The sequence below is a fragment of the Streptomyces sp. NPDC014995 genome (genome assembly GCF_043080745.1).
Lineage (GTDB): Bacteria > Actinomycetota > Actinomycetes > Streptomycetales > Streptomycetaceae > Streptomyces.
In genome coordinates this window covers 136,949-158,970 of record NZ_JBIBVX010000015.1, presented here as the reverse complement: position 1 = coordinate 158,970, position 22,022 = coordinate 136,949, and the positions used below count along the sequence as shown (strand labels likewise).

Sequence of the window (22,022 nt, the reverse complement as noted above, 5' to 3'; positions counted from 1 at the left end):
GCTTTCCGTCAGAGGGTCCGGGGTACGGGCGTACCGGGATCCCAGGTGGGCAACGCGAAGGGCCCGACGCGTGTCACGGGCCGGGGGTGTCCAGAGTACGACGGGGCGGGGCGGTGTGCTGGGGCTGTGGACAACGCCGGGGGTGGGGGGGCGGGTTCTCGCCCCCGCCGCCCCTTCCCGTCCCGTCCCCGGGGGCTGCGCCCCCGGATCCCCTTCGGCCCTGGACGGGCCTCGTCCTTCGAACTCCCCCGGAGGGGGTGCCCCGGACAGGCTGGACGCCCAGGGGGTACATACAGCGGCCCGGCGCCGAAGAGTCCCCCGTGACTCCTCGGCGCCGGGCTCCCCCTGGCTCCCCCGTGTGCGGTGGTCGGTGCCGTCCGTCGTCGCTATTCCGTCGCGATCGCGTTCAGTACGTTCATCCGGCCCGCCCGGAACGCCGGGACCAGTGCCGCGAACAGGCCCACGAAGGCCGAGCCGAGGAAGACTCCGATGATCGTCGGCCACGGGATGTCGAGGACGTTCAGGCCCTCCAGGGCGAGGAGCTGCTGGGCGGTGGCGCCCCAGCCCATGCCCAGGCCCAGGCCGAGCAGCGCGCCGAACAGGGCGATCACCACCGACTCCAGGCGGATCATGCGGCGCAGCTGGCGGCGCGAGAGGCCGATCGCGCGCATCAGGCCGATCTCCCTCGTGCGCTCCACCACCGACAGGGCCAGGGTGTTCACCACACCCAGGATGGCGACGATGATCGCCAGGGCCAGCAGGCCGTAGATCATGTTCAGGAGCTGGCCGATCTGGTCCTTGAGGGCTTCCTTGTAGTCGGTCTGGTCGCGGACGCTGTACTGCGGGTAGTCGTCCAGCGCCGCCTTCAGCGACGTGTACGCGGCCGCCTCCTGGCCGTCCTTCGCCGAGGCGAAGAGCAGTGTGTCGAGCGGCATCTTGTCGGCGGGGACGTACTTGGCCATCGTGTCGATGGCCGTGTACATGGCGCCCTGGTCGATGACGACGTCGCTGCTGGTGATCGCACGGACCGTGAGGCGGGCCGTGGAGCCGCCCTTGAAGGCGACGGAGACCTCGGAGCCGAGGCTGATGCCGTGGTCCTCGGCGAACTCCTCGTGGACGGACATCGAGTCGGGCTTGTAGGCGTCCTTGAGGTTCCCGGCGACCGTCTCGGTGCTCAGGTCCGTCGCGTAGCTCGGGTCGGCCGCCGTGATCGCCGTGTTCTTCTCCGTCCTGCCGTCAGGCGTGGTGAAGTCGGCCTCGGTCCACTTGTATTCCGTGACGCCCTTCAGGCCTTCCGCCGACTTCGCCGCCCGCACCGCCTGCGGCGTGATCAGCTGGCCGGTGTCCGACTGGATGATGAAGTCCGTACCGACCGTCTTGTCCAGCTGGTCCGTCGCCGAGGCCACCATCGAGGAGCCCACGACGGACAGGCATGCGACCAGCGCCAGACCGATCATCAGCGCGGCGCCCGTGGCGCCCGTACGGCGCGGGTTGCGCAGCGCGTTCCGCTCGGCCATCCGTCCGACCGGGCCGAAGATCCGCAGCACCAGGGCGCCCATGACCCGCACCACGCCACCCGCGAGCAGCGGACCGATGACGACGAAGCCGATCAGCGACAGCACGACACCGCCGCCCAGCCACATCGAGCCTTCCTTCGCCCGGTCGGCCTCAGCGGCCAGGTACAGGGCGCAGCCGCCGGCGCCCGTCAGGACCAGGCCCAGCACGGCCCGTACGACACCGGACTTGGCGTCCACCGGTGCTCCGGAGTCGCGCAGCGCGGCCATCGGGGAGACCTTGCCGGCCCGCCGCGCGGGCAGGTACGCGGCGAGCACGGTGACCACGACGCCGAGCAGCAGGCCGACGACCGGGGTGGTCCAGGCGACGGTGAGGTCGTCGGTGGACAGGTTCATGCCGGTGGCGCCCATGAGCTTCATCAGCCCGATCGCCAGGCCCACGCCCGCGCCGACGCCCAGGACCGAGCCGAGCACGCCGAGCAGCAGCGCCTCGGCCAGCACGGACCGGTTGACCTGCTTGCGGGAGGAGCCGATGGCCCGCATCAGGCCGATCTCACGGGTGCGCTGGGCGACCAGCATCGAGAAGGTGTTGATGATCAGGAAGATGCCGACGAGGAAGGCGATCCCGGCGAAGCCGAGCATCGCGTACTTCATCACGCCCATGAACTCGCCGACGTCCTTGGCGTTGGCGTCCGCGACCTCCTTGGCCGTCTGGATCCGGTAGCCGCTGTCGAGCGCGTTCGCGACGTTCTTCTTCAACTGCGCGTCGCTGACGCCGGAGGCCGCGGTGACGTTGACGTTGGTGTAGACGCCGCTCTCGCCGACCAGGGCCTCCTGAGCGGTCTTCGTGTCCAGGTAGAAGATCGCCGCACCGGGGTTGGTGACCTGGAACTCGGCGATGCCCGAGACCTTCGCCTTGTGCGTGCCCACCGCCGTGATGACGCCGATCTCGTCGCCGAGCTTCAGGTCGTGCTTGTCGGCGGTGTCCGCGTCGACCATGATCTGGTCCGGCCCGCGCGGCGCGTTGCCGGAGGCGATCTTCATGGTGCGGGCGTCGGTGGCGTTCCAGTTGCCGACGATGGTCGGCGCGCCGCTCGTGGGCGAGAGGCTGTCCTTGTCCACGTCGACGACGGTCACCGAGGTCGAGAAGACGGTGCCCTCGGCCGACTTCACACCGTCCACCTCGCGCACCTCGTCCAGGACGGACGCGGGCATGACCGGCGGCCTGCCGTTGTCGGCCTGGGTCTCACCGGTGTCCGAGGCGCCCTTGGCGCTGACCGTGACGTCGGAGGAGGTGGCCGCGAACAGCTTGTCGAACGTGGTGCCCATGGTGTCCGTGAAGACCAGAGTCCCCGTGACGAAGGCCACCGACAGCAGGACGGCGATGGCGGACAGCGCCATGCGTCCCTTGTGCGCGAAGAAGTTGCGCATCGAGGTCTTCATGACGGTCATGAGGTACGCCCCCGCGCGTCGAAGTCCTTCATGCGGTCCAGGACGGTCTCGGCGGTCGGCTTGTACATCTCGTCGACGATCCGGCCGTCCGCGAGGTACAGCACGCGGTCGGCGTACGAGGCCGCCACCGGGTCGTGGGTGACCATGACGATGGTCTGGCCCAGTTCGTCCACGGAGCGGCGCAGGAAGCCCAGCACCTCGGCGCCCGCGCGCGAGTCGAGGTTTCCGGTCGGCTCGTCACCGAAGATGATCTCGGGGCGCGCGGCGAGGGCACGCGCCACGGCCACGCGCTGCTGCTGGCCGCCGGAGAGCTGCGTGGGGCGGTGCTTGAGCCGCCCGGCGAGCCCGACGGTCTCCACGACCCGGTCCAGCCACGGCTTGTCCGGCTTCCGCCCGGCGATGTCCATGGGCAGGGTGATGTTCTCGAGCGCGTTCAGCGTCGGCAGCAGGTTGAACGCCTGGAAGATGAACCCGACGCGGTCCCGGCGCAGTTGGGTGAGCTTCTTGTCCTTCAGCCCGGTGATCTCGGTCTCGTCCAGGTAGATCTGCCCGGACGTCACGGTGTCGAGCCCGGCGAGGCAGTGCATCAGCGTGGACTTGCCCGACCCCGAGGGGCCCATGATCGCGGTGAACTGACCGCGGGCGATGTCCACGTCGACGTGGTCCAGGGCCACGACCCGGGTCTCCCCGGACCCGTACGCCTTGACGACCTGCCGTGCCCGTGCGGCAACGGCCGTACGCCCTCCAGTGCCCCCGTGCCTGGGAATGGTTACAGCCGAAGTCACGGTGAATCTCCTATGTCGGTTCGAATGAGGTGCACCGGTTCGCGGTGCGGGTGTCCCCGTGCGGTCCTGGTGGTGCGGGTGTTCCGGTGCGGGTGTCCCCGTGCGGTCCTGGTGGTGCGGGTGTTCCGGTGCGGGTGTTCCTGGTGACGTCGCTCAGTCTGTCGACGGGACCAGGTCCCGCGCGCTGGTGCTCGGGCCCGTCTTTCCGGGGGGTTAACCCCACCCCCCGGACCCGCGGTTGCCGCCCCCCGACGGCGTAAAGCCAGATTAAGGACGGGCCCCCGCCCGTCTCCTCCTCCGGCGGTACGAACCCTCCCCCCGCCGTAGTACGTACGAACCCCTAGGGGCAGTCCACCGGCGGGTGGAGCGCTTCTCGGGGTCGGCTCCACCTTCGCGCCTCCTCAGGCTCCACCCTGCCGCCGCGTCAGGGTCAAGTGGGAAGCTGTGCCCGGAAGATAGCTGCAAGGGACACGAGAACTACGGGAGGCCTCGGGTGGGCGACGTGGGACCCGCGACACGGCATGCCGCACCGGGTACGGCCACCGGGAAGCGGGGAGCGGTCGTCGCCGCGCTCATGCTGTCCATGGCGCTGGCCGCCCTCGACTCCACCATCGTCTCCACGGCCGTCCCGCAGATCGTCGGCGACCTCGGCGGGTTCTCCGTCTTCTCCTGGCTGTTCTCCGGCTATCTCCTCGCCGTGACGGTCACCCTGCCCGTCTACGGCAAGCTCTCCGACACCTTCGGCCGCAAGCCGGTGCTGGTGGCCGGCACGGTCGTGTTCCTGCTGGGCTCGCTGCTGTGCGCCCTCGCCTGGAACATGGGTGCGCTCATCGCGTTCCGCGTCGTGCAGGGCCTGGGCGGCGGCGCGTTGCAGGGCACCGTGCAGACGCTCGCCGCCGACCTCTACCCGTTGAAGGAGCGGCCGAAGATCCAGTCGAAGCTGTCCACGGTGTGGGCGGTGTCCGCGGTGGCCGGCCCGGGCGTGGGCGGCCTGCTGGCGGCCTACGCGGACTGGCGCTGGATCTTCCTGGTCAACCTCCCCGTCGGCGCCGTGGCGTTGTGGCTGATCGTGCGTCACCTGCACGAGCCAGAACGGGAGTCGGCCGTCGCGTCGCCCGCACGCGCGCGTGCCGACGTCGACTGGGCGGGCGCGCTGGCGGTGTTCGCGTGCGGCGGGGTGCTGCTGACCGCGCTCGTCCAGGGCGGGGTGGCCTGGCCGTGGCGGTCGGCGCCGTCCCTCGCCCTGTTCGCCGCGGGCCTCGCGCTGGCCGCCCTCGTCGTCGTCATCGAACGCCGGGCCGCGCAGCCGATCATCCCGGGCTGGGTCTGGCGCCGCCGCACGATCGCGGCCGTCAACCTCGCGCTGGGCGCGCTGGGGCTGGTGATGGTGGCCCCCACGGTGTTCCTGCCGACGTACGCCCAGGCGGTGCTGGAACTGGATCCGGTGACCGCCGGGTTCGTGCTGTCGGTGTGGACGCTGAGCTGGCCGGTGTCGGCCGCCCTCAGCCAGCACGTCTACCGGCGCATCGGCTTCCGTGACACCGCCCTGCTCGGCATCGGCGCGGCCACGCTGGTGCTGCTGGCGTTCCCGTTCCTGCCGTATCCCGGGCAGGCCTGGCAGCCGGCGGCGCTGATGCTGCTGCTCGGCGCCGCGCTGGGCCTGTTCCAACTGCCGCTGATCGTCGGCGTGCAGTCGACGGTGGGCTGGTCGGAGCGCGGCACCACCACGGCGTCCGTCCTCTTCTGCCGCCAGACGGGCCAGACGGTCGGCGCCTCCGTCTTCGGCGCCGTCGCCAACGGCGTCCTGGCCGCCCGGCTGGGCGGCGCGGGCGACCTGGACTCCGTCACGCGCGCCCTCGACGCCGGGCCGGCGCCCGAAGCGACCCGGCACGCCGTCGCGGACGCCGTGTACGCCGTCTACCTGGGCGCGTCCTGCGCCGCCGCGCTCGCCTTCCTGGTCCTGCTGTGCGTGGCGCCGCGCCGCTTCCCGGTCCTGGGGAGCCAGGCGACCGAGGACGAACGGGCGTCGGCGTGACCCCAGGGGTTAACCCCGGGTAACACCCCCAGGTCAGTAACGGTTCGACGTCACCCCGGCACACCGACCGGTCAGTTCGGCGAAACCCTCGCACGGGGGCGTACGCCCGGGTAACGTGCGTGGCCCGCCCCCACCTCCCTGCGGTCCGCCGCCATGGACCCGAGCCACGCAAGGAGCCGGGATGTCCCACGACCCGCCCCCGCGCCCTCCGACGTATCCCTGGCAGCCGCCACCGGCGCCGCCCGAACCCGCCCGCCGGCCACCGGTCCACCACGCGCCGTCGGGCCGCCACAGCGATCTGCGGGTCCTGCGCGGCGCCTACCGCCGTCAGCGGCGCGTCGCCACGCTCACCGCGCTCGGCTACTTCGTCCTCTTCTTAGTCCTGTCCGCCTTCGTCCCGTCGCTGATGACCCACCGGGTCGCCGCCGGTCTCCCCACCGGCCTGCTGCTCGCCCTGCTCCAACTCCCCGTCACCTGGCTGGCGATCGTCCTGTACGAGCACACCGCCCGCCGCCATGTCGACCCGCTCGCCGACCGCATCCGCAAGCAGTCCGCGCTCGACGCCAGGCGCGCGGCCCGGCACGCGGGGGCGGCACGATGACGGCAGCCGACACGGTACGGCGAGCGGCCGCGCCCCTCACCGAACTCAGCGGCGACGCCCAGACGATGTCCCTCGTCGCGTTCACCGCGGTCGTCACGATCACCCTGCTGCTGTGCGTGACGACGGGCCCCGACCGCGACGACCTCGACGAGTTCTACACCGGCAACCGCTCCCTGTCCCCCCTGCGCAACGGCCTCGCCGTGGCCGGCGACTACATCTCCGCGGCCACCGTCCTGGGCACCGGCGGCGTGATCGCCCTGTACGGCCACGACGGTGTCGTCCTCGCCCTGAGCACGGTCCTGTCGCTGATGCTGCTGATGTTCCTGCTCGCCGAACCCCTGCGCAACGCGGGCCGGTTCACCATGGGCGACGCCCTCGCCCGGCGCATGCCGGGGCGCGCGGTGCGCGTCACGGCGTGCGCGGTGACGATCGCCACGCTCCTGCCGATGATGCTGGTCCAGCTCGCGGGCACCGGCCAACTCCTCGCGTTCCTCCTGGGGTTCTCCGGCGACTCGCTCAAGACGGCCTGCATGGTCGGCATGGGCGTGCTGATGATCAGCTACGCGGCGATCGGCGGCATGAAGGGCACCGCCCTCATCCAGATGCTGAAGATCGTGATGCTGCTCGGCTCCGGCGCCGTCGTCGCCGTCCTGGTCCTGCACCGCTTCGACTGGAACCCGGGCGCCCTCTTCGACGCGGCGGCCGACGGCAGCGGGGTCGGCGACGCCTTCCTCCACTCGGGCCTGCAGTTCTCCTCCGGCCCGTACCCCGGCCTCGACATGATCAGTTCCCAGCTCGCGGTGGTGCTCGGCGGCGCGTGCCTGCCGCACGTCACCATGCGCATGTACACCGCCTCCTCCGCCCCTCAGGTACGCCGCTCGATGTCCTGGGCGGTGTCGGGCGTGGCCCTGTTCGTGCTGGTCATGATGGTCGTCGGGTTCGGCGCCACGGCCCTGGTCGGCCGCGCGGCGATCACTCAGGCCGACCCTCGGGGCAACACCGCCTATCTGCTGGGCTCCCGGGCCGCGTTCGGCGCCGACCTGTCCACGGCCGAGGCGCTGCTGTTCACCACCGTGACGACGGCGATCTTCCTCACCGTCCTGGCCTCGGTCGCCGGCATGATCCTCGCCTGCGCCAACTCCCTCGCCCACGACGTCTTCGCCGCCCGCGCGCGGGAGACGTCCCCGCGCCGCGAGATGCTGCTGGCCCGCCTGTCCGCCCTGGCCGTCGGCGTCCCGACGATCCTGCTGGCCGCCCAGGTCCAGCACCGCAGCCTCCAGCCGCTGGTCACCCTCTCCTTCTGCCTCGGCGCCTCGGCCCTTGCACCCGCCCTCGTCTACAGCCTCTTCTGGCGCCGCTACACCCGGACGGGCCTGCTCAGCACGCTCATCGGCGGCTCCCTGTCCGTCCTCCTCCTCATGCCGGGCACCAACCTGGTCTCCGGCTCTCCCGCGTCCGCCTTCCCCGACGCCGACTTCACCTGGTTCCCGTTCACCACCACCGGCCTCGTCACCATCCCCCTGGGCTTCGCCCTCGGCTGGCTCGGGACGGTCGCCTCGGGCCGCCGCGAGGCGGCGGAACAGCGGCGCGAGTACGAGGCGGTGGAGGGGTGGATCCTGGCGGGGGCGGTACGGAGGGAGAGCTGAGGCGGAGAGGGTGCCGGCGGCAGGCGGGCAGTTGAGCAGGCAGGCAGCAGACGAGAGGGAGCCGAGGACGCAACGGCCGTCTACTCGACCACCCGCCGTCCCGTGAGCGCGCTCAGGTTGTTGCGTACGGAGTCCATGTGCGCCTGCACCTGGTCCCACCGCTCACCGTGCTCGCGCAGCACCCGCTCCGTCTCGCGCTCGATGCGGTCCTTGCGCAGACGTGCCTCGGCGAGGATCTCGGCGGCACGCGCGCCGGCCTCCTCCTGGCGTCGGCGGGACGCCTCCTCGGCCTCGGCGAACTCCCGCTCCGCCTCGGCCAGGGCCTCCTCGGCGCGGGCCACCGACCGGGCGTGGTGCGCCTCGAAGGCGGTGACCCGTTCGGCGGCCTCGCGCTCCTCCGCGGCCAGCCGCTCGGCGTACTCCTTCTTCGGTTCGACGAGCATGGCGGCGGTGCGCTGCCGCACCTCGCGCAGCGCCGTGAGCGCCTCGCCGCGGAACTCCTTCACCTTGCGCCGGGCGCTGACGCGGATCCCGTGCGCCTCGGCACGCGCGGCGAGCAGCCGCAGCCGGGCCTGTTCCCTGGCCTCCGCGCGGAGCGTCTCCGCCTGTTCCTGCGCTCCCCGGCGGACGACGAGAGCGCACGCCTCGGCCTGCGCGAGATGCTCCCGAGCTTCGCGCCGCGCCTGTTCGACCACCTCCGCCGCCTCTTCCTGGACGAGCTGGAAGACGTGCTTGGCGCGCTCGCCGAGGGTGTCGTACGTCTGCGGTGCGAGCCCTTTCACGGACTCACGCAACCGCTCGGCCTCCACCATCATCTCCTTGACGAGCACGGTGAGCCGGGCGACCCGCTCCCAGGCCGCGTCGCGCTCGGCGGAGAGTGCGCCGGTGTACGCCTCGACCTCCTTGGGCCGGTAGCCGCGCCCGCGAACGGTATCGAACCCCTGCGGTGACACCTTTGCGCTGCTCATCCTGCAACCCCTCTCCACCAGACAGACGCGAAATAATGATTTCCCGTATATCTTGATGTATCGGGCTTAAGGGTCCATAACGCGACACTCCGGACAAACGGTGCGGCAATTGCGCACGCGAAAGGGCCGGGCCCGGTCACACGACCGGGCCCGGCCCTCGGCACACTCGCGTCAGCGGGGCGTACGCCTCACAGCAACCCGTCCCACATCTGCTCCAGCAGCACCGACCACCAGCTCTCCGGCGAACCGAGCGCCGCCGGGTCCAACGCGGCCAACTGCGCCTGGAAGTCGACCGTCCACCGGCCCGCCTGCTCCTGGTTGAGCCCGAAGCGCAGCCGCCACATCCGCCCGAGCAGCGCCAGGCAGCGCGCGAACTCCGGCAGCCCGGTGTTCACGAACTGCGGCGGTACGGGCGCCCCGCCGGGCCCCGCCTCCACGGGCACGGCGACGATGTTCGCCGTGCCGTACTGCACGCAGATCGCCTTGCCGAAGTCGCTGCCCATGACGAGGTACGAGCCCGCGTCCGGCGCCGGCTGCACACCCCGCTCGGCCGCCAGCTCCGCCAGCGTCGGCACCGGCCGCCCCGGCTGGGCCTGCGCCCAGAAGAACGGGCCCATGTCCATCGGCAGACCCGCCACCACCAGCGTGTGCGCCACGACCGGCGGCACACCCTGCCGGGACACCGCCGCCTGCTCGAACCGGAACAGGCCCGGCCCGAACGCCGCTGCCAGCTCCTGCCCGATCGCCTCCGGCGGGATCGGCGGCACCGGCTGCACCGGCGGCAACGGCGCCCGCACCGGCGCGGGGCGCGCGGGACCGTCGGCCACCTGGTGCAACTCGCCCTGGTGCGCCAGCAACTGCTGCATCCCCTGCTGCCGGCTCGCGTGGTCCGTGCCGTACGGCGCGATGCTCGTGATGCGCGCCTGCGGCCACTGCTCCCGGATCATCCGCGCGCAGTACGCACCCGGCAGCTCGCAGGACTCCAACTCGGTGTGCAGCTCCAGCACCTGGTCCGGCGGCACGTTCATCGCCCGCAGCTCGTGGAAGATCTGCCACTCCGGATGCGGTGTCCCCGGCGCCGAACGCCGGATCAGCTGCTGCTCCGAACCGTCCTGCGCGCGGTAGCGCAACACGGCCTGGTAGCCGGGGCCGACCGTCGGCTGCCCCTGCTGCGGATACCCGTACGCCGGCGGCTGCCCCGGCCCGGGCGCGCCCGGCGGCGGCATCGCACCCGGGGGCGGCATCGCACCCGGCGGCATCCCGCCCGGAGGCATCGCACCCGGCGGCATGGCACCCTGCGGCATCGGCTGCGGCGGGCCCGGAGGCATCCCAGGGGCGCCCGGGACACCGGGCGCGCCGGGGGCGCGCGGCGGCGGGGGCGTGCCGGGGCCGGCGGCCGGGGGCCCGGCCAGCATCGTGGCGGCATGGTGGACCCCGCCCGGCGGCGTACCACCGGCAGCGTTCGGCGCGGCGGGCGCGTGCGGCCCACCGGGAGCACCAGGAGCGCCCGGCGCGCCGGGCGTGTGCGGCGTGTGGGGCACACCGGGGGCGCCGGGCGCCTGCGGGGCGCCCGGGAACCCCGGGGCGCCCGGAGGCTGCGGTGCGCCGCCGCCCGAGCCCGTCCGACCGGGGTCGGCCAGCATCGTGGCGGCATGGTGAACCCCGCCCGGCGGCGTACCGCCGGGGGCGTTCGGCGGGCCAGGCGGGTTGGGCGCACCCGGGGCGCCCGGGGCCCCACCCTGCGCACCCGGAGCACCGGGAGCCCCGGGCCCCGCCAGGCCCTCGGGGCCGAGGGCCGACACAAGCTGCGTAGGCACATAGCCGCTCGCCGGAGTACCCGGCGCCCCCGGACCGGAGGAAGGCGGAGGCGGAGGCGTGGCGCCCGGCCGCGCGCCCGGCGTCCCCGGCGCACCCGGCGGAGGCGGCGGAGTCGCCCCACCACCGCGCCCACGACGCGGAGGCGGCGCCGCCTTGCTGGTCGCGGCGTCGGCGATGTCACCGGCGTTCGCCGCGAGCGGCCGCCCCGGGACGCCCGGAGCACCACCCTGCACGCCCGGAGCACCCGGAGCACCCGGACCCTGCGGCGCGCCCGGACCCTGCGGATAGCCGTACGAGGCCGCACCGGGCGGGGGCGTGCCCTGCGGTGAGGGCATGCCCTGCGGCGGAGGCGGCGTGCCGTGCGGGCCGCCCGGAGGCGGAGTCCCCGGACCACCCGGCGCACCGGGCCCCTGCGGAGAGCCGTAGGACGGCGCACCCGGCGGGGGTGGCGGCGTGCTCCCCGGCGCACCGCCCGGAGCACCCGCGCCCTGCGAACCGGGAACACCACCCGGCGCGTTCGGGTCGTCGAGCGCCGGTGCGACCGCCGTCGGCGGGAGCCGGCTGCCGCCCGACATCAGAGCCGTCTTGGCGTCGGACAGGGCGGAGGGCGGCGCATCGTCGTCGGAGCCGCTCAGCGGCGGCGCGAACACCGTCGCCGGCAACGGCACGGAACGGTCCTCGCCGGGATCGGCGTTGGTGTCCGTGCCCGCCCAGGGCGTGGCCCCGACGGGCGTCGCGGGAGCCGACGCACCGGCACCCGGGCCCGCACCGGCACCCGCGTCCACAGGCACCCCGGCCTGCGTCCGAGGCAGCGAGGGATCCGGCGTCACGGACCCGCCGGCCCCGGCCGCCCCACCGGAGGAACCCGGCCCACCAGAAGAGGCCACCCCGCCGGAAGAGGCCGAAGCGCCCGCCGGAACCGCGTCCGAGACAGCGTCCGAATCCGAACCCGGGCCGGAGGAGCCGGCCCCGGACCCCGCGGCAGCCCCCTCCCCCCGCCGCTCCCCGATCCCCAACTTGTCCGCCGCCTCCTGCAACCACTCCGGCGGCGTCAAAAGGAACGACGTCTGGTTCAGATCCACCCGGGCCGCGGGCGCCGGCGCGGGCTCCGCGGCCTCGCCCTCCGGACGCCCGTACTCCTCCTCGTACCGCCGGATCACCTCACCCACCGGCAGCGAAGGCCACAACGAGGCCTCCCCGCTGTCCCGGGCGAGCACCAACCGCTGAGCGCCGCCGTCCGAACGCGGCCCCTCCGCACGGTCCTCGGCCCACACCACGAACCCGAGCCCGAACTCCCGTACCCGCACCTCACGATGCTGGTACGCCGGAACGTCCCCGTTGACCCACTCTTCACCGCGCTCCTGCGCCTGTGCGAACGTCACCATCGCCGGATCACTCCCCCACAGCCACGGACGACACGGAAACGGCCCGCGCGAACCCACCGTCCACCATCAGGTTCGCCACCGTCTCCAACTCCGGCGGCTGACCCGCAAGACGCGACAGGAACACGTCGAAATCCTCCCCGCACGGCAGCAACAACCGCTCCACCCGCTCCGCCGGCGACCACGCCGGATCCACGTCCCGCACGTCGTCGTAGGCGCAGAACCACACCGAACCGAGCCGCTCGCCCTTCACCTTCACGGCCAGCAGACCCCCCTGCACGAAACCGACCCCCAGGTAGTCCTTGGTCAGGTGGTCACGCAGGCACTTGTTCACGTACACCAGGTCATTGACCGCCGCCTCGTCCCGCACCGTGAAGAACGGCTGGTCCACCAGCAGCCCCAACTCCGCGTCCAGCGCCGCGCCCACCGGCGCACACCCGCCCGCCGCCTTCAAGAACGACCGGTAGGCACCCGGCAGCCGGTACCCGAGGTCCTCCTCGACCCCCTGCACCTGCGACTCCGTCACCGCCACACCCGACTTCGGCAGCCCGACATGCGCCGGCCGCGTCTCCTGCAACGGACGCGTCCCGCGCTTCGACTGGTCCACCGCGGCCGTCGCGATCCCACCGTGATGCCGCAGCAACGCCTTCACCTCGACCGGAACCAGCTCCAGCCGCCGCGAACCCGCCACGTGATGCCACGTCCAGCCGTGCGGAGTCGCCACATGGACCACCGTGTCCCACAGCTCGTGCCCCGACGCCGAGAGCGCCGCGTTCGCCGACACGTAGTCCGTCAACCGCAACTCGTCGACACCGAAACCCTCCGGCGGCTCCGCGATCTCCGCCGCCGCCCGCGCGTACGGCGAGAAGTCGGGGTAACCGCGCTCGTCCACCCGTACCCCTCTCGGGTGACGCGCGGCCCGGACCGGATCCGGGAAATGCACGACCTGCCCGGCATAGGCCGCGTTCGGCGGCGCGGCTTGCTGCCCGAGCCGACCTGTCGTCATGGCGGTTGCCCCCTGCGGCACTCTGTACGGACCACAGCCGCCGGCCCCGCTTCCGGTTCCGACCACCACGTCCCGTATTCGACTGTCTCCAACGGTCTCCAACGCGCGTCAACCGCGCGCCAGGCGGTGCCGACAGCCTAAGCGGTACGACGACACCGGTCACCGGCCCTCCACTTCGGTGACCAGCCGTCACCCTGCCGTGACAGCCCGCCCCGGCCCGGGCGTGTCGCGCCGCCCCAGCTTCCGCACCAGCCACGCCATTTGGCACTCTGTGTCGTCCGGGGGATGCACGGAGGGGAAAGACGATCATGAACGCCACACAAACGGGACCGCACACCAGCCACTCCGGCGACCCCCGCATCGGCTGGAGCCACGACGACACCCCCCATGCCCCCACCCTCCGTCACCGCCGCGACGGCATACTCCCCACCGTCGCCGCCGCCCTCTCCGTCCGCGGCGCCACCCTCACCGGCACCGCCGCCCGCGGCGACCAGCCCCCCGCGCTCCACCCCCTCGTCCAGGACTTCCTCGACACGCTCACCAGCGCCCAACGCGACCGCTTCACCGGCCGCTGCGCCGAAGCGCTCCTCATCTCCCGCCACATCGCCGCCGTCGACGCCGCCCGCAGCAAACGCGCCGCCCGCAGACCGATGACCAACGGCGAAGCCCGCAAAGCCCTCAAGCAGGCCAAACTCACCACCCGGCGCATCCGCGAGGACGGCGACCCCCTCCACGGCAGCTTCGCCACCCCCTGCCGCGCCTGCACCGCCCTCAGCGCCCACTTCGGCGTCCGCATCGTCAACCCGACGGCGGCAGAGGGCTGAACCCCGGACAGAACCGCCGGACCCGCCGGACGCGAGAGACCCCACAGACCCGGCAGCCCCGGCAGACCCGCACGACGGCCCCGCGCCGGTCCATGACCTCCAAGGACGAAGGGCAGATGCACCCCGACCGCACCTCCACCACGCGCTTCCCCGTGCCCGTCGACGCCGCCCTGCGCGCCGCCGGCTGGCAACCCGGGCGCTGGGACATCAAGCAGGCCGAGATCTGGGCCGACGCCCTCCGCGACCACAGCTCCCCCGCCGGTCACCGCCACGCCGTCTTCCCCGCCGCCGTCGAGGCCTGGGCCGAGTTCGGCGGCCTGCGCATCACGCCCACAGGACCCGGCCGCCAGATCGCCCCGGTCGCCCTGGAGCTCAACCCCCTCCACGGTCTCCACCTGGCCCGCACCCTCGGCGACCTCGGCCGCGCCCTCGGCACCGACGTCAGCCCGCTCGGCACCGAGACCGACGACCGGGCCCTCCTCGCCATCGACGCCGAAGGCCGCGTCTACGCCCTCGACCACACCGGCGACTGGTACCTCGGCCCCGACATCGACCAGGCCCTCGGCGCCCTCGTCTCCGGCACCGAACCCGTCCGCCTCACCGCGGGCTGAACCGCACCCACCCGAGCCCTGCGCCGAGGCCGCAGCGGTACCCGAGCCCTACGCCGCCGGAATCACCGCCGACACCCGGAAGCCGCCCGCCTCCGTCGGCCCCGACACGAACACCCCGCCCAGGGCCACCACCCGCTCCTTCATCCCGACCAGCCCGTTGCCCCCCGACGGCAGCCTCGCCGACGACGCCGACCCCACCTCCGGCGGCGGCTCGTTCTCCACCTGCATCGCGATCTCCGCCATCCGGTGCGCCAACCGCACGTGCGTCTTCGCCCCCGCCGCGTGCTTGTGCACGTTCGTCAGCGCCTCCTGCACCACCCGGTACGCCGTCTGCTCGATCTCCGGCGCGTACCCCCGCACCTCCCCCTCGACCGACAGATCCACCACCATTCCCGCGGCCGCCGACTGCCCGATCAGCTCGTCCAGCTCCGACAGACACGGCCCCTCACCGTCCTCCGCGGCGCGCGCGGCCACCGCGGTCACCGCCGCCGACGGCACCGTCGCCCGCCGCTCCCCGTCCCCGCTCCGCAACACCCCGAGCATCTCCCGCAACTCGGTCAACGCCTGCCGCCCCATGTCCCCCACCAGCGCGGCGTTCCTCACGGCCTTCTCGGGGTCCTTCCGCGCGACCGCCTGCAACGCGGCCGCGTGCACCACCATCAGGCTCACCCGGTGAGCCACCACGTCGTGCATCTCCCGCGCGATCCGCGTCCGCTCCTCATTGCGCGCCCACTCGGCCCGCTCCTCCGCCCGCTCGGCGAGGAGCTGCAACTCCCGCTCCAGACTGTCGGCCCGCTCCCGCAGGCTCTCCATGAGCCGCCGCCGGGCCCCCACATAGAGCCCGAGCAGCACCGGCGGCGCGGTCAGCCCCAGCGAGGTGGCGATCGACGCGAACGGAACGAACCAGTCCCCCAGGTCCAGATCCCCCCGCACCATGTCCTGCCGCACCCGCACGAACGTCACGATCAACGTCCCCACCAGCTGCATCCCCGCGAGCGACCCGATGATCCGCCGGGGCAGCTCGGACGCGGCGAGCGTATAGAGGCCCACGATGCCCATCAGGAAGCCCATCTGCGCGGGCGTGATCGCGATCGACACCAGCACCACGGCGATGGGCCACTGTCTGCGCACCAGCAGCACCGACCCCGCGAGGAGTCCGAAGACGACCCCCGCCGGCACCGGGATCCCCGCGTCCCGCGCGAACGGAACCCCCTCCACCGCGCACTCCGCGGCGGACACCACCGCGAGGCTCCAGTCGAACACCGCACTGCGGCGCCTGCTCCACCACAACGGCCCTCCCCGAGCCGTCGCGTGCTCTTCCCCCGTCGTGGTCATGCCTCCAGCCTACGGGCGCCCGCCCCGGCTTTTCCGGCGAGTTTCCGCGAGCGGCCCACTCCACCCTCCGTAACCGAACAGCCCCGAAACCCACCGGTATCCCTCGAACTGCCGATCCAGCGCCTGTTCGATCCCGGAACCCATCATTCCGGCCAGGTGGTAGGCACAGGGCACATTCACGGGGCAAGTACGCGGACCGCGAGGGCCGCTCGGGCGGGCACCGGCGTCCGATCACCGTGCTGGCGCGGACACCCGACTCCGGTAAGGTCTGATGCACATTCCCCCGTGGTGTAACTGGCAGCACACTAGATTTTGGATCTAGCAGGACAAGGTTCGAATCCTTGCGGGGGAGCCACCGCACGCGGACCTCCCCGTGGGCCCCGACAGCACCGTCGGGGCCCACTCCCATGTCGCCCGGGAAACGCCCCGGTATCCTTCGGGTGTCCCCACCCCTACACAGCCGAAGGGCAACTCCGTGAGCGCCATTCGCCCGGCAGCCGTCGTCGTTCTCGCAGCGGGTGAGGGCACCCGTATGAAGTCGGCCACACCGAAGGTCCTGCACGAGATCTGCGGCCGCAGCCTCGTGGGTCATGTGCTGGCCGCGGCCCGCGAGTTGGACCCGGAGAACCTGGTCGTCGTGGTCGGGCACGCGCGGGAGAAGGTCACCGCGCACCTCACCGGGATCGACCCGCGGGTACGGACCGCGATCCAGGCGGAGCAGAACGGCACCGGGCACGCCGTCCGGATGGGCCTGGAGCAGCTCGGGGGCGGGGTCGACGGGACGGTGGTCGTCGTCTGCGGCGACACCCCCCTGCTGACCGGCGCGACGCTCGCCCAGCTCGCCGCCACCCACCACACCGACGGCAATGCCGTGACCGTGCTGACCGCCGAGGTGCCGGACGCGACCGGTTACGGCCGGATCGTGCGGGACGAGGCCTCCGGTGCGGTCACGGCGATCGTGGAGCACAAGGACGCGACCGAGGTCCAGCGGGAGATCCGGGAGATCAACTCCGGTGTCTTCGCCTTCGACGGGCAGCTGCTCGCGGAGGCGCTGAAGCAGGTCCGCACGGACAACAGCCAGGGCGAGGAGTACCTGACGGACGTCCTCGGAATCCTGCGCGAGGCCGGTCACCGGGTCGGCGCGTCCGTCGCGGCCGACCACCGTGAGATCGCCGGCATCAACAACCGCGTCCAGCTCGCCGAGGCCCGTCGGACGCTCAACGAGCGGCTGCTGACCGCCGCGATGCTGTCCGGCGTGACCGTCGTCGACCCGGCCACCACGTGGGTGGACGTCACCGTGACGTTCGAGCAGGACGCCGTGATCCACCCGGGGACGCAGCTGCACGGGGCGACCCACGTGGGCGAGGGCGCCGAGGTGGGCCCGAACAGCCGGCTGAGGGACACGACCGTCGGGGCGGGGGCCCGGGTCGACAACACCGTCTCCGACAGTGCGCAGATCGGTCCGCAGGCGACCGTCGGTCCGTACGCCTACCTCCGTCCCGGCACCCGCCTCGGGCTCAAGTCCAAGATCGGTACCTACGTCGAGACGAAGAACGCGTCGATCGGCGAGGGCACCAAGGTGCCGCACCTCTCCTACGTCGGGGACGCGACCATCGGCGACTACACGAACATCGGTGCCGCCAGCGTGTTCGTGAACTACGACGGGCAGGACAAGCACCACACCACGGTCGGCTCGCACTGCCGTACGGGCTCGGACAACATGTTTGTGGCTCCTGTCACGGTCGGGGACGGCGCGTACACCGCCGCCGGGTCCGTGATCACCAAGGACGTGCCCCCCGGTTCGCTGGCCGTGGCCCGTGGTCAGCAGCGGAATATCGAGGGTTGGGTGGCTCGCAAGCGTCCGGGCAGCGCGGCGGCGAAGGCGGCCGAGGCGGCCTCCCAGCAGGCCGGCGGCGAGGACTGACCGGAAACGGGCGCGTCAAACACGGCGTACCGTGATAAGTGCACACCCGCACCCCCACCAGCTGAGACGGCCCCGTCGCGCCCAGCGGCGAGGTCTCCCGCCAGCCGGCTGAGACACCTCTGAGGAGACAGTGCTGTGACCGGGATCAAGACGACCGGCGAGAAGAAGTTGATGTTCTTCTCCGGCCGCGCCCACCCCGAGCTTGCCGAGGAGGTCGCCCACCAGCTGGGTGTCGGGGTCGTCCCGACGAAGGCCTTCGACTTCGCCAATGGTGAGATCTACGTCCGTTACCAGGAGTCGGCTCGTGGTGCGGACTGCTTCCTGATCCAGAGCCACACGGCTCCGATCAACAAGTGGATCATGGAGCAGCTGATCATGATCGATGCTCTGAAGCGGGCGTCCGCCCGGAGCATCACGGTGATCGTGCCGTTCTACGGCTATGCCCGTCAGGACAAGAAGCACCGCGGGCGTGAGCCGATCTCGGCGCGTCTGATCGCGGACCTGATGAAGACGGCGGGTGCGGACCGGATCCTGACGGTGGATCTGCACACGGACCAGATCCAGGGCTTCTTCGACGGTCCGGTGGACCACCTGTTCGCGCTGCCGCTGCTGGCGGACTACGTGGGCGGCAAGGTGGACCGCAAGAAGCTGACGGTCGTGTCGCCGGACGCCGGCCGGGTGCGGGTCGCGGACCGCTGGTGCGACCGTCTGGGCGCGCCGCTGGCGATCGTGCACAAGCGGCGCGACAAGGACGTGGCGAACCAGGTGACGGTCCACGAGGTCGTGGGTGAGGTCGAGGGCCGGGTGTGTGTCCTGGTCGACGACATGATCGACACGGGTGGCACGATCTGCGCGGCCGCGGAGGCGCTGTTCGCGCACGGTGCGGAGGATGTCATCGTGACGGCGACGCACGGTGTGCTGTCCGGTCCCGCCGCCGACCGTCTGAAGAACTCCAAGGTCAGCGAGTTCGTCTTCACCGACACCCTGCCCACTCCGGGTGAGCTGGAGCTGGACAAGATCACGGTGCTGTCGATCGCGCCGACCATCGCCAGCGCGGTGCGCGAGGTGTTCGAGGACGGTTCGGTGACGAGCCTGTTCGACGAGCAGTAGGCCGTCGGGGCTTCTGCTTGATCGATTTTTCTGGGGCCTCCCTCCCCGAGTAGACTGCTCCAGTTGCTCGGCGAGGGAGGCCGTTCCCGTTGATGGGGTTCGGCGGTCCGTTATCGACGCGCTCTTCGTAGCAGGCCGTTCGTGGCCGGGTGACCACGTCCGTTCCCAGTTTCTACGAGGAGTGATCCATATGTCCGAAGTGAAGCTCGCCGTCCAGACGCGCACCGAGTTCGGCAAGGGTGCCGCGCGCCGCATCCGCCGCGACAACAAGGTCCCGGGCGTTCTGTACGGTCACGGTTCCGACCCGCTGCACCTGACGCTGCCGGGCCACGACCTGCTCCTGGCGCTGCGTACGCCGAACGTCCTGATCGCCCTGGACATCGACGGCAAGACCAGCGAGCTGGCGATTCCGAAGGCCGTGCAGCGTGACCCGCTGAAGGGCTTCCTGGAGCACGTCGACCTCCAGCTGGTCAAGCGCGGCGAGCAGGTCAACGTCGAGATCTACGTCCACACCGAGGGTGAGCTGGCCCCCGGCGGCAACCTGCTGGAGCACGTGCTGAACGCGCTGCCGGTCGAGGCCGAGGCCACGCACATCCCGGAGTCCGTGACCGTCTCCATCGAGGGTCTGACGGCCGGTGACTCCATCCTCGCCAAGGACATCCCGCTGCCGAACGGCACCAAGCTGGCCGTCGACGAAGACGCGGTCGTCCTTCAGGTCCTGGCCGCGCAGGCCGAGGAGGCCCCGGAGGGCGAGGCCGCCGAGGGCGAAGAGGCTTCCGCCGAGGCCTGATCCTCACCGTCGTCGTTCGTGCGTCAGCCGCTGTTCCCGTTGGGGGCAGCGGCTGGCGCGTATCAAGGAGACACAGACGTGACGAGCGACCCCAACGCCCCCTGGCTGATCGTGGGGCTGGGCAACCCGGGGCCGGAGTACGCGATGAACCGGCACAACGTCGGGTTCATGGTGGCCGATCTGCTGGCCGAGCGGATCGGGGGCAGGTTCAAGCGGGCGGGCAAGGCGCAGGCACAGGTCATCGAGGGGCGGATCGGGCCGCCGGGGCCGGCGAACCGGCGGGTGATCCTGGCGAAGCCGATGTCGTTCATGAATCTGTCGGGCGGTCCGGTGAACGCGCTGCGGGACTTCTACAAGGTGCCGGTGGCGCACGTCGTGGCGGTCCACGACGAGTTGGACATCGACTACGGGACGCTGCGGTTGAAGCTGGGCGGCGGTGACAACGGGCACAACGGGCTGAAGTCGATGACGAAGGCGTTCGGCTCGGACTATCACCGGGTGCGGTTCGGGATCGGGCGGCCGCCGGGGCGGATGCAGGTGGCGGACTTCGTGCTGAAGGACTTCTCGTCGGCGGAGCGCAAGGAGCTGGACTACTTCGTGGACCGGGCGGCGGACGCGGTGGAGTGCCTGGTGATCGAGGGGTTGGAGCGGGCGCAGGGGACGTACAACTCCTGAGGCCGGGGGCCGGTCAGGGAAAGGTACGGACAACTCCCGACTTGTCACCCACCGAGGTTGACGGGCCGTTCGGGCATGGCCAATGATCCCCGCCATGCCTGCCACAGCCGTCTCCTCCCGTCGGGCGTCGTCACGCAGGGCGTCGTCACACCGGGCGTCGTCGCACAGGGGCCGGGGGTCCTCCCGTCCGGCCTCGGCCGCCGTGTTGCGGTTGGGCCGGTTCGCGGCGATGGGGACGGTCGCCGTACTCATCCTGATCGCGGGGGTGTGGGGGTCCTGGGGCACGGCGCAGCACGTGATGCTGACGAAGGGGCGCGAGCAGGGCACGATCGAGGTGGCCCGGTGCGGGGCGGAGATGTGCTGGGGGCCGTACGCGCCGCTGTCGGCGGGGTCGACGGTGCGGGCGCGGGTGGTGATCGAGAAGTCGGTGGCGGTGCGGGCCGGGCAGACGTACACCGTGGTGGTGAAGCCGGACGGTGACGAGGTGGTGCGGTCGGGTCCGGCGGGGGTGTTGTACGCGTGGATCCCGATGGGCGGTGCGCTGTTGCTGGCGTCGGTGGTGGTCGCGGGCGGGCTGGGGCGTACGCGGGCCGGGTGGGTGCTGGCGGGGTCGGGTGTGGCGTTGTTGACGGCGGCTTTCGTGACGATCTGAGGGTGGCGCCGTTCTCCCATGTGTGGAGCGGGGATTCGTTGCCGGTTCGTGCCTTGACCAGGAGTCAGCGCGGGCTGGATGCTGAACCGCCCCCTCCACATCTTCCCCTTTCGTCACTCGAAGATGGATTGCCCCATGCGTACCTTCCCTCGCGCCGGTGTCCTCGTTGCCGCTTCCTCGGCCGTTTTCCTGCTGGCTCCCGCCGCCCATGCCACGGGTGACGACACGTACACCGTGCAGCTGCGCCAGCAGCTGCCGCGGACCGCGACCACCGACGACGGGGGTGCCCCGCGGGAGTCGCGGGACGAGTGCCCCGGTGTCCCCGACGGCAAGGACGGCTGGCATTTCGTGTTGCCCGGCAAGGAGCCGGAGTTCGTGAAGCTGACGGTGACGTTCGAGCCGGGCGGGCAGCAGGTGCTGACCAGCTTCGGCCCGCCGAGCGACAAGCACGCCTACGTGTGGTCGCTGCCGGGGGCGGAGCTGACGTCGGCGGTCGCCGAGGTGCGCGGCGGTGAGCTGGACCTGTTCAATCTTTCGCACACCTGCCCGGTGACCGGGGGTACACCGAGCGGCTCCGCCGACCCGTCGTCGAGCACGAGCACGGAGCCGTCGTCGAGCACCAGCGCGGAGCCGTCGACCGGCACGAGCACGGAGCCGGCCACGTCGACCGGCGCGGCGTCGCCCAGCGCCGGCGGTGCCGCCACCCCGTCCTCGTCCCCGGCCGCGGGGGCCACCGGCGGTGACCTCGCCGAGACGGGCAACGGTGCCCCGGTCGGTGCCCTGTCCGCGGTCGCGGCCGTGCTGGTCGCCGCGGGCGGTTTCCTGGTCTTCCACCGCCGCAGGGGCGCGCGCCGGGGCTGACGTACGGGACGAGGGTGCCCCCGAGCCGGTACG

Annotated in this window: 18 protein-coding genes and 1 tRNA gene; 13 read left to right on the top strand and 6 right to left on the bottom strand. The window is 72.1% G+C overall.

Annotated features, from left to right (window positions below; genetic code table 11):
- Nucleotides 1-386 precede the first annotated feature (386 nt).
- The gene (locus ACF1A1_RS28690; protein WP_392003891.1) at nucleotides 387-2,966 is read right to left on the bottom strand and encodes an ABC transporter permease; all 2,580 of its coding nucleotides are present in this window, start codon (nucleotides 2,964-2,966) and stop codon (nucleotides 387-389) included.
- Nucleotides 2,963-3,751, bottom strand: a complete 789-nt coding sequence (locus ACF1A1_RS28685; protein ID WP_392003890.1) for an ABC transporter ATP-binding protein — start codon at nucleotides 3,749-3,751, stop codon at nucleotides 2,963-2,965. Before ACF1A1_RS28685 ends, ACF1A1_RS28690 begins: the two co-directional genes overlap by 4 nt.
- Nucleotides 3,752-4,244: 493 nt before the next feature.
- Here ACF1A1_RS28685 and ACF1A1_RS28680 point away from each other — a divergent pair, with 493 nt between their 5' ends.
- The 3 genes from ACF1A1_RS28680 to ACF1A1_RS28670 all read left to right on the top strand — a co-directional run bounded on the left by ACF1A1_RS28680 (nucleotide 4,245) and on the right by ACF1A1_RS28670 (nucleotide 8,033).
- Nucleotides 4,245-5,786 (top strand): MFS transporter, encoded by a 1,542-nt coding sequence (locus ACF1A1_RS28680; RefSeq protein WP_392003889.1) that lies wholly within the window; start codon nucleotides 4,245-4,247, stop codon nucleotides 5,784-5,786.
- A gap of 181 nt (nucleotides 5,787-5,967) precedes the next feature.
- Nucleotides 5,968-6,387: a DUF485 domain-containing protein gene (locus ACF1A1_RS28675; protein WP_392003888.1), complete on the top strand. Its 420-nt coding sequence runs from the start codon at nucleotides 5,968-5,970 to the stop codon at nucleotides 6,385-6,387.
- Nucleotides 6,384-8,033 (top strand): cation acetate symporter, encoded by a 1,650-nt coding sequence (locus tag ACF1A1_RS28670; protein ID WP_392003887.1) that lies wholly within the window; start codon nucleotides 6,384-6,386, stop codon nucleotides 8,031-8,033. The genes ACF1A1_RS28675 and ACF1A1_RS28670 overlap by 4 nt, the downstream gene beginning before the upstream one ends.
- An 80-nt stretch (nucleotides 8,034-8,113) precedes the next feature.
- Here ACF1A1_RS28670 and ACF1A1_RS28665 read toward each other — a convergent pair whose 3' ends face one another.
- Both ACF1A1_RS28665 and ACF1A1_RS28660 read right to left on the bottom strand, forming a co-directional pair.
- Nucleotides 8,114-9,001 (bottom strand): cellulose-binding protein, encoded by an 888-nt coding sequence (locus tag ACF1A1_RS28665; protein ID WP_392003886.1) that lies wholly within the window; start codon nucleotides 8,999-9,001, stop codon nucleotides 8,114-8,116.
- Between the two features lie 188 nt (nucleotides 9,002-9,189).
- Nucleotides 9,190-11,835: an SUKH-4 family immunity protein gene (locus tag ACF1A1_RS28660; RefSeq protein ID WP_392003982.1), complete on the bottom strand. Its 2,646-nt coding sequence runs from the start codon at nucleotides 11,833-11,835 to the stop codon at nucleotides 9,190-9,192.
- A 1-nt stretch (nucleotide 11,836) separates the two neighbouring features.
- Here ACF1A1_RS28660 and ACF1A1_RS28655 point away from each other — a divergent pair, with 1 nt between their 5' ends.
- Nucleotides 11,837-12,046 carry a hypothetical protein gene (locus ACF1A1_RS28655; protein ID WP_392003988.1) on the top strand — a complete coding sequence of 70 codons (210 nt, stop codon included), beginning with the start codon at nucleotides 11,837-11,839 and terminating at the stop codon, nucleotides 12,044-12,046.
- Nucleotides 12,047-12,211: 165 nt separating this feature from the next.
- On the opposite strand, the gene ACF1A1_RS28650 is transcribed toward ACF1A1_RS28655, so the two are convergent.
- Nucleotides 12,212-13,207 carry an SMI1/KNR4 family protein gene (locus ACF1A1_RS28650; protein ID WP_392003885.1) on the bottom strand — a complete coding sequence of 332 codons (996 nt, stop codon included), beginning with the start codon at nucleotides 13,205-13,207 and terminating at the stop codon, nucleotides 12,212-12,214.
- Nucleotides 13,208-13,515: 308 nt separating this feature from the next.
- Here ACF1A1_RS28650 and ACF1A1_RS28645 point away from each other — a divergent pair, with 308 nt between their 5' ends.
- Together ACF1A1_RS28645 and ACF1A1_RS28640 are read left to right on the top strand one after the other, a co-directional pair.
- Entirely contained in the window at nucleotides 13,516-14,031 is a 516-nt protein-coding gene (locus tag ACF1A1_RS28645) for a YwqJ-related putative deaminase (RefSeq protein ID WP_392003884.1), read from the top strand.
- A gap of 116 nt (nucleotides 14,032-14,147) precedes the next feature.
- Nucleotides 14,148-14,642 carry an SUKH-3 domain-containing protein gene (locus ACF1A1_RS28640; RefSeq protein WP_392003981.1) on the top strand — a complete coding sequence of 165 codons (495 nt, stop codon included), beginning with the start codon at nucleotides 14,148-14,150 and terminating at the stop codon, nucleotides 14,640-14,642.
- A gap of 48 nt (nucleotides 14,643-14,690) precedes the next feature.
- On the opposite strand, the gene ACF1A1_RS28635 is transcribed toward ACF1A1_RS28640, so the two are convergent.
- The gene (locus tag ACF1A1_RS28635) at nucleotides 14,691-15,977 is read right to left on the bottom strand and encodes a sensor histidine kinase (protein WP_392003883.1); all 1,287 of its coding nucleotides are present in this window, start codon (nucleotides 15,975-15,977) and stop codon (nucleotides 14,691-14,693) included.
- A gap of 279 nt (nucleotides 15,978-16,256) precedes the next feature.
- Here ACF1A1_RS28635 and ACF1A1_RS28630 point away from each other — a divergent pair.
- The 7 genes from ACF1A1_RS28630 to ACF1A1_RS28600 all read left to right on the top strand — a co-directional run bounded on the left by ACF1A1_RS28630 (nucleotide 16,257) and on the right by ACF1A1_RS28600 (nucleotide 21,989).
- Nucleotides 16,257-16,332: transfer RNA gene (locus tag ACF1A1_RS28630), tRNA-Gln, on the top strand.
- Between the two features lie 120 nt (nucleotides 16,333-16,452).
- On the top strand, nucleotides 16,453-17,901 hold the full coding sequence (glmU, locus tag ACF1A1_RS28625) for a bifunctional UDP-N-acetylglucosamine diphosphorylase/glucosamine-1-phosphate N-acetyltransferase GlmU (protein ID WP_392003882.1): 1,449 nt from the start codon (nucleotides 16,453-16,455) through the stop codon (nucleotides 17,899-17,901).
- Between the two features lie 135 nt (nucleotides 17,902-18,036).
- The gene (locus tag ACF1A1_RS28620; RefSeq protein ID WP_392003881.1) at nucleotides 18,037-19,011 is read left to right on the top strand and encodes a ribose-phosphate diphosphokinase; all 975 of its coding nucleotides are present in this window, start codon (nucleotides 18,037-18,039) and stop codon (nucleotides 19,009-19,011) included.
- Nucleotides 19,012-19,201: 190 nt separating this feature from the next.
- Complete coding sequence (locus tag ACF1A1_RS28615; RefSeq protein WP_392003880.1) at nucleotides 19,202-19,801, top strand: 50S ribosomal protein L25/general stress protein Ctc; 600 nt, start codon at nucleotides 19,202-19,204, stop codon at nucleotides 19,799-19,801.
- 78 nt (nucleotides 19,802-19,879) lie between these two features.
- A complete protein-coding gene (pth, locus tag ACF1A1_RS28610) occupies nucleotides 19,880-20,476 on the top strand; it encodes an aminoacyl-tRNA hydrolase (protein ID WP_392003879.1) in 597 nt (198 codons plus the stop codon).
- 82 nt (nucleotides 20,477-20,558) lie between these two features.
- Nucleotides 20,559-21,128, top strand: a complete 570-nt coding sequence (locus ACF1A1_RS28605) for a hypothetical protein (protein WP_392003878.1) — start codon at nucleotides 20,559-20,561, stop codon at nucleotides 21,126-21,128.
- Nucleotides 21,129-21,263: 135 nt separating this feature from the next.
- On the top strand, nucleotides 21,264-21,989 hold the full coding sequence (locus ACF1A1_RS28600) for an LPXTG cell wall anchor domain-containing protein (protein ID WP_392003877.1): 726 nt from the start codon (nucleotides 21,264-21,266) through the stop codon (nucleotides 21,987-21,989).
- Nucleotides 21,990-22,022: the final 33 nt, after the last annotated feature.

Excerpts from the sequence above, each read along its gene's own strand:
- ACF1A1_RS28600 (WP_392003877.1), top strand. The coding sequence starts at position 21,264 with ATGCGTACCTTCCCTCGCGCCGGTGTCCTCGTTGCCGCTTCCTCGGCC.
- ACF1A1_RS28670 (WP_392003887.1), top strand. The coding sequence starts at position 6,384 with ATGACGGCAGCCGACACGGTACGGCGAGCGGCCGCGCCCCTCACCGAA.
- ACF1A1_RS28605 (WP_392003878.1), top strand. The coding sequence starts at position 20,559 with ATGATCCCCGCCATGCCTGCCACAGCCGTCTCCTCCCGTCGGGCGTCG.
- ACF1A1_RS28675 (WP_392003888.1), top strand. The coding sequence starts at position 5,968 with ATGTCCCACGACCCGCCCCCGCGCCCTCCGACGTATCCCTGGCAGCCG.
- ACF1A1_RS28615 (WP_392003880.1), top strand. The coding sequence starts at position 19,202 with ATGTCCGAAGTGAAGCTCGCCGTCCAGACGCGCACCGAGTTCGGCAAG.
- ACF1A1_RS28690 (WP_392003891.1), bottom strand. The coding sequence starts at position 2,966 with ATGACCGTCATGAAGACCTCGATGCGCAACTTCTTCGCGCACAAGGGA.
- ACF1A1_RS28635 (WP_392003883.1), bottom strand. The coding sequence starts at position 15,977 with ATGACCACGACGGGGGAAGAGCACGCGACGGCTCGGGGAGGGCCGTTG.
- ACF1A1_RS28650 (WP_392003885.1), bottom strand. The coding sequence starts at position 13,207 with ATGACGACAGGTCGGCTCGGGCAGCAAGCCGCGCCGCCGAACGCGGCC.
- ACF1A1_RS28665 (WP_392003886.1), bottom strand. The coding sequence starts at position 9,001 with ATGAGCAGCGCAAAGGTGTCACCGCAGGGGTTCGATACCGTTCGCGGG.
- ACF1A1_RS28640 (WP_392003981.1), top strand. The coding sequence starts at position 14,148 with ATGCACCCCGACCGCACCTCCACCACGCGCTTCCCCGTGCCCGTCGAC.
- ACF1A1_RS28645 (WP_392003884.1), top strand. The coding sequence starts at position 13,516 with ATGAACGCCACACAAACGGGACCGCACACCAGCCACTCCGGCGACCCC.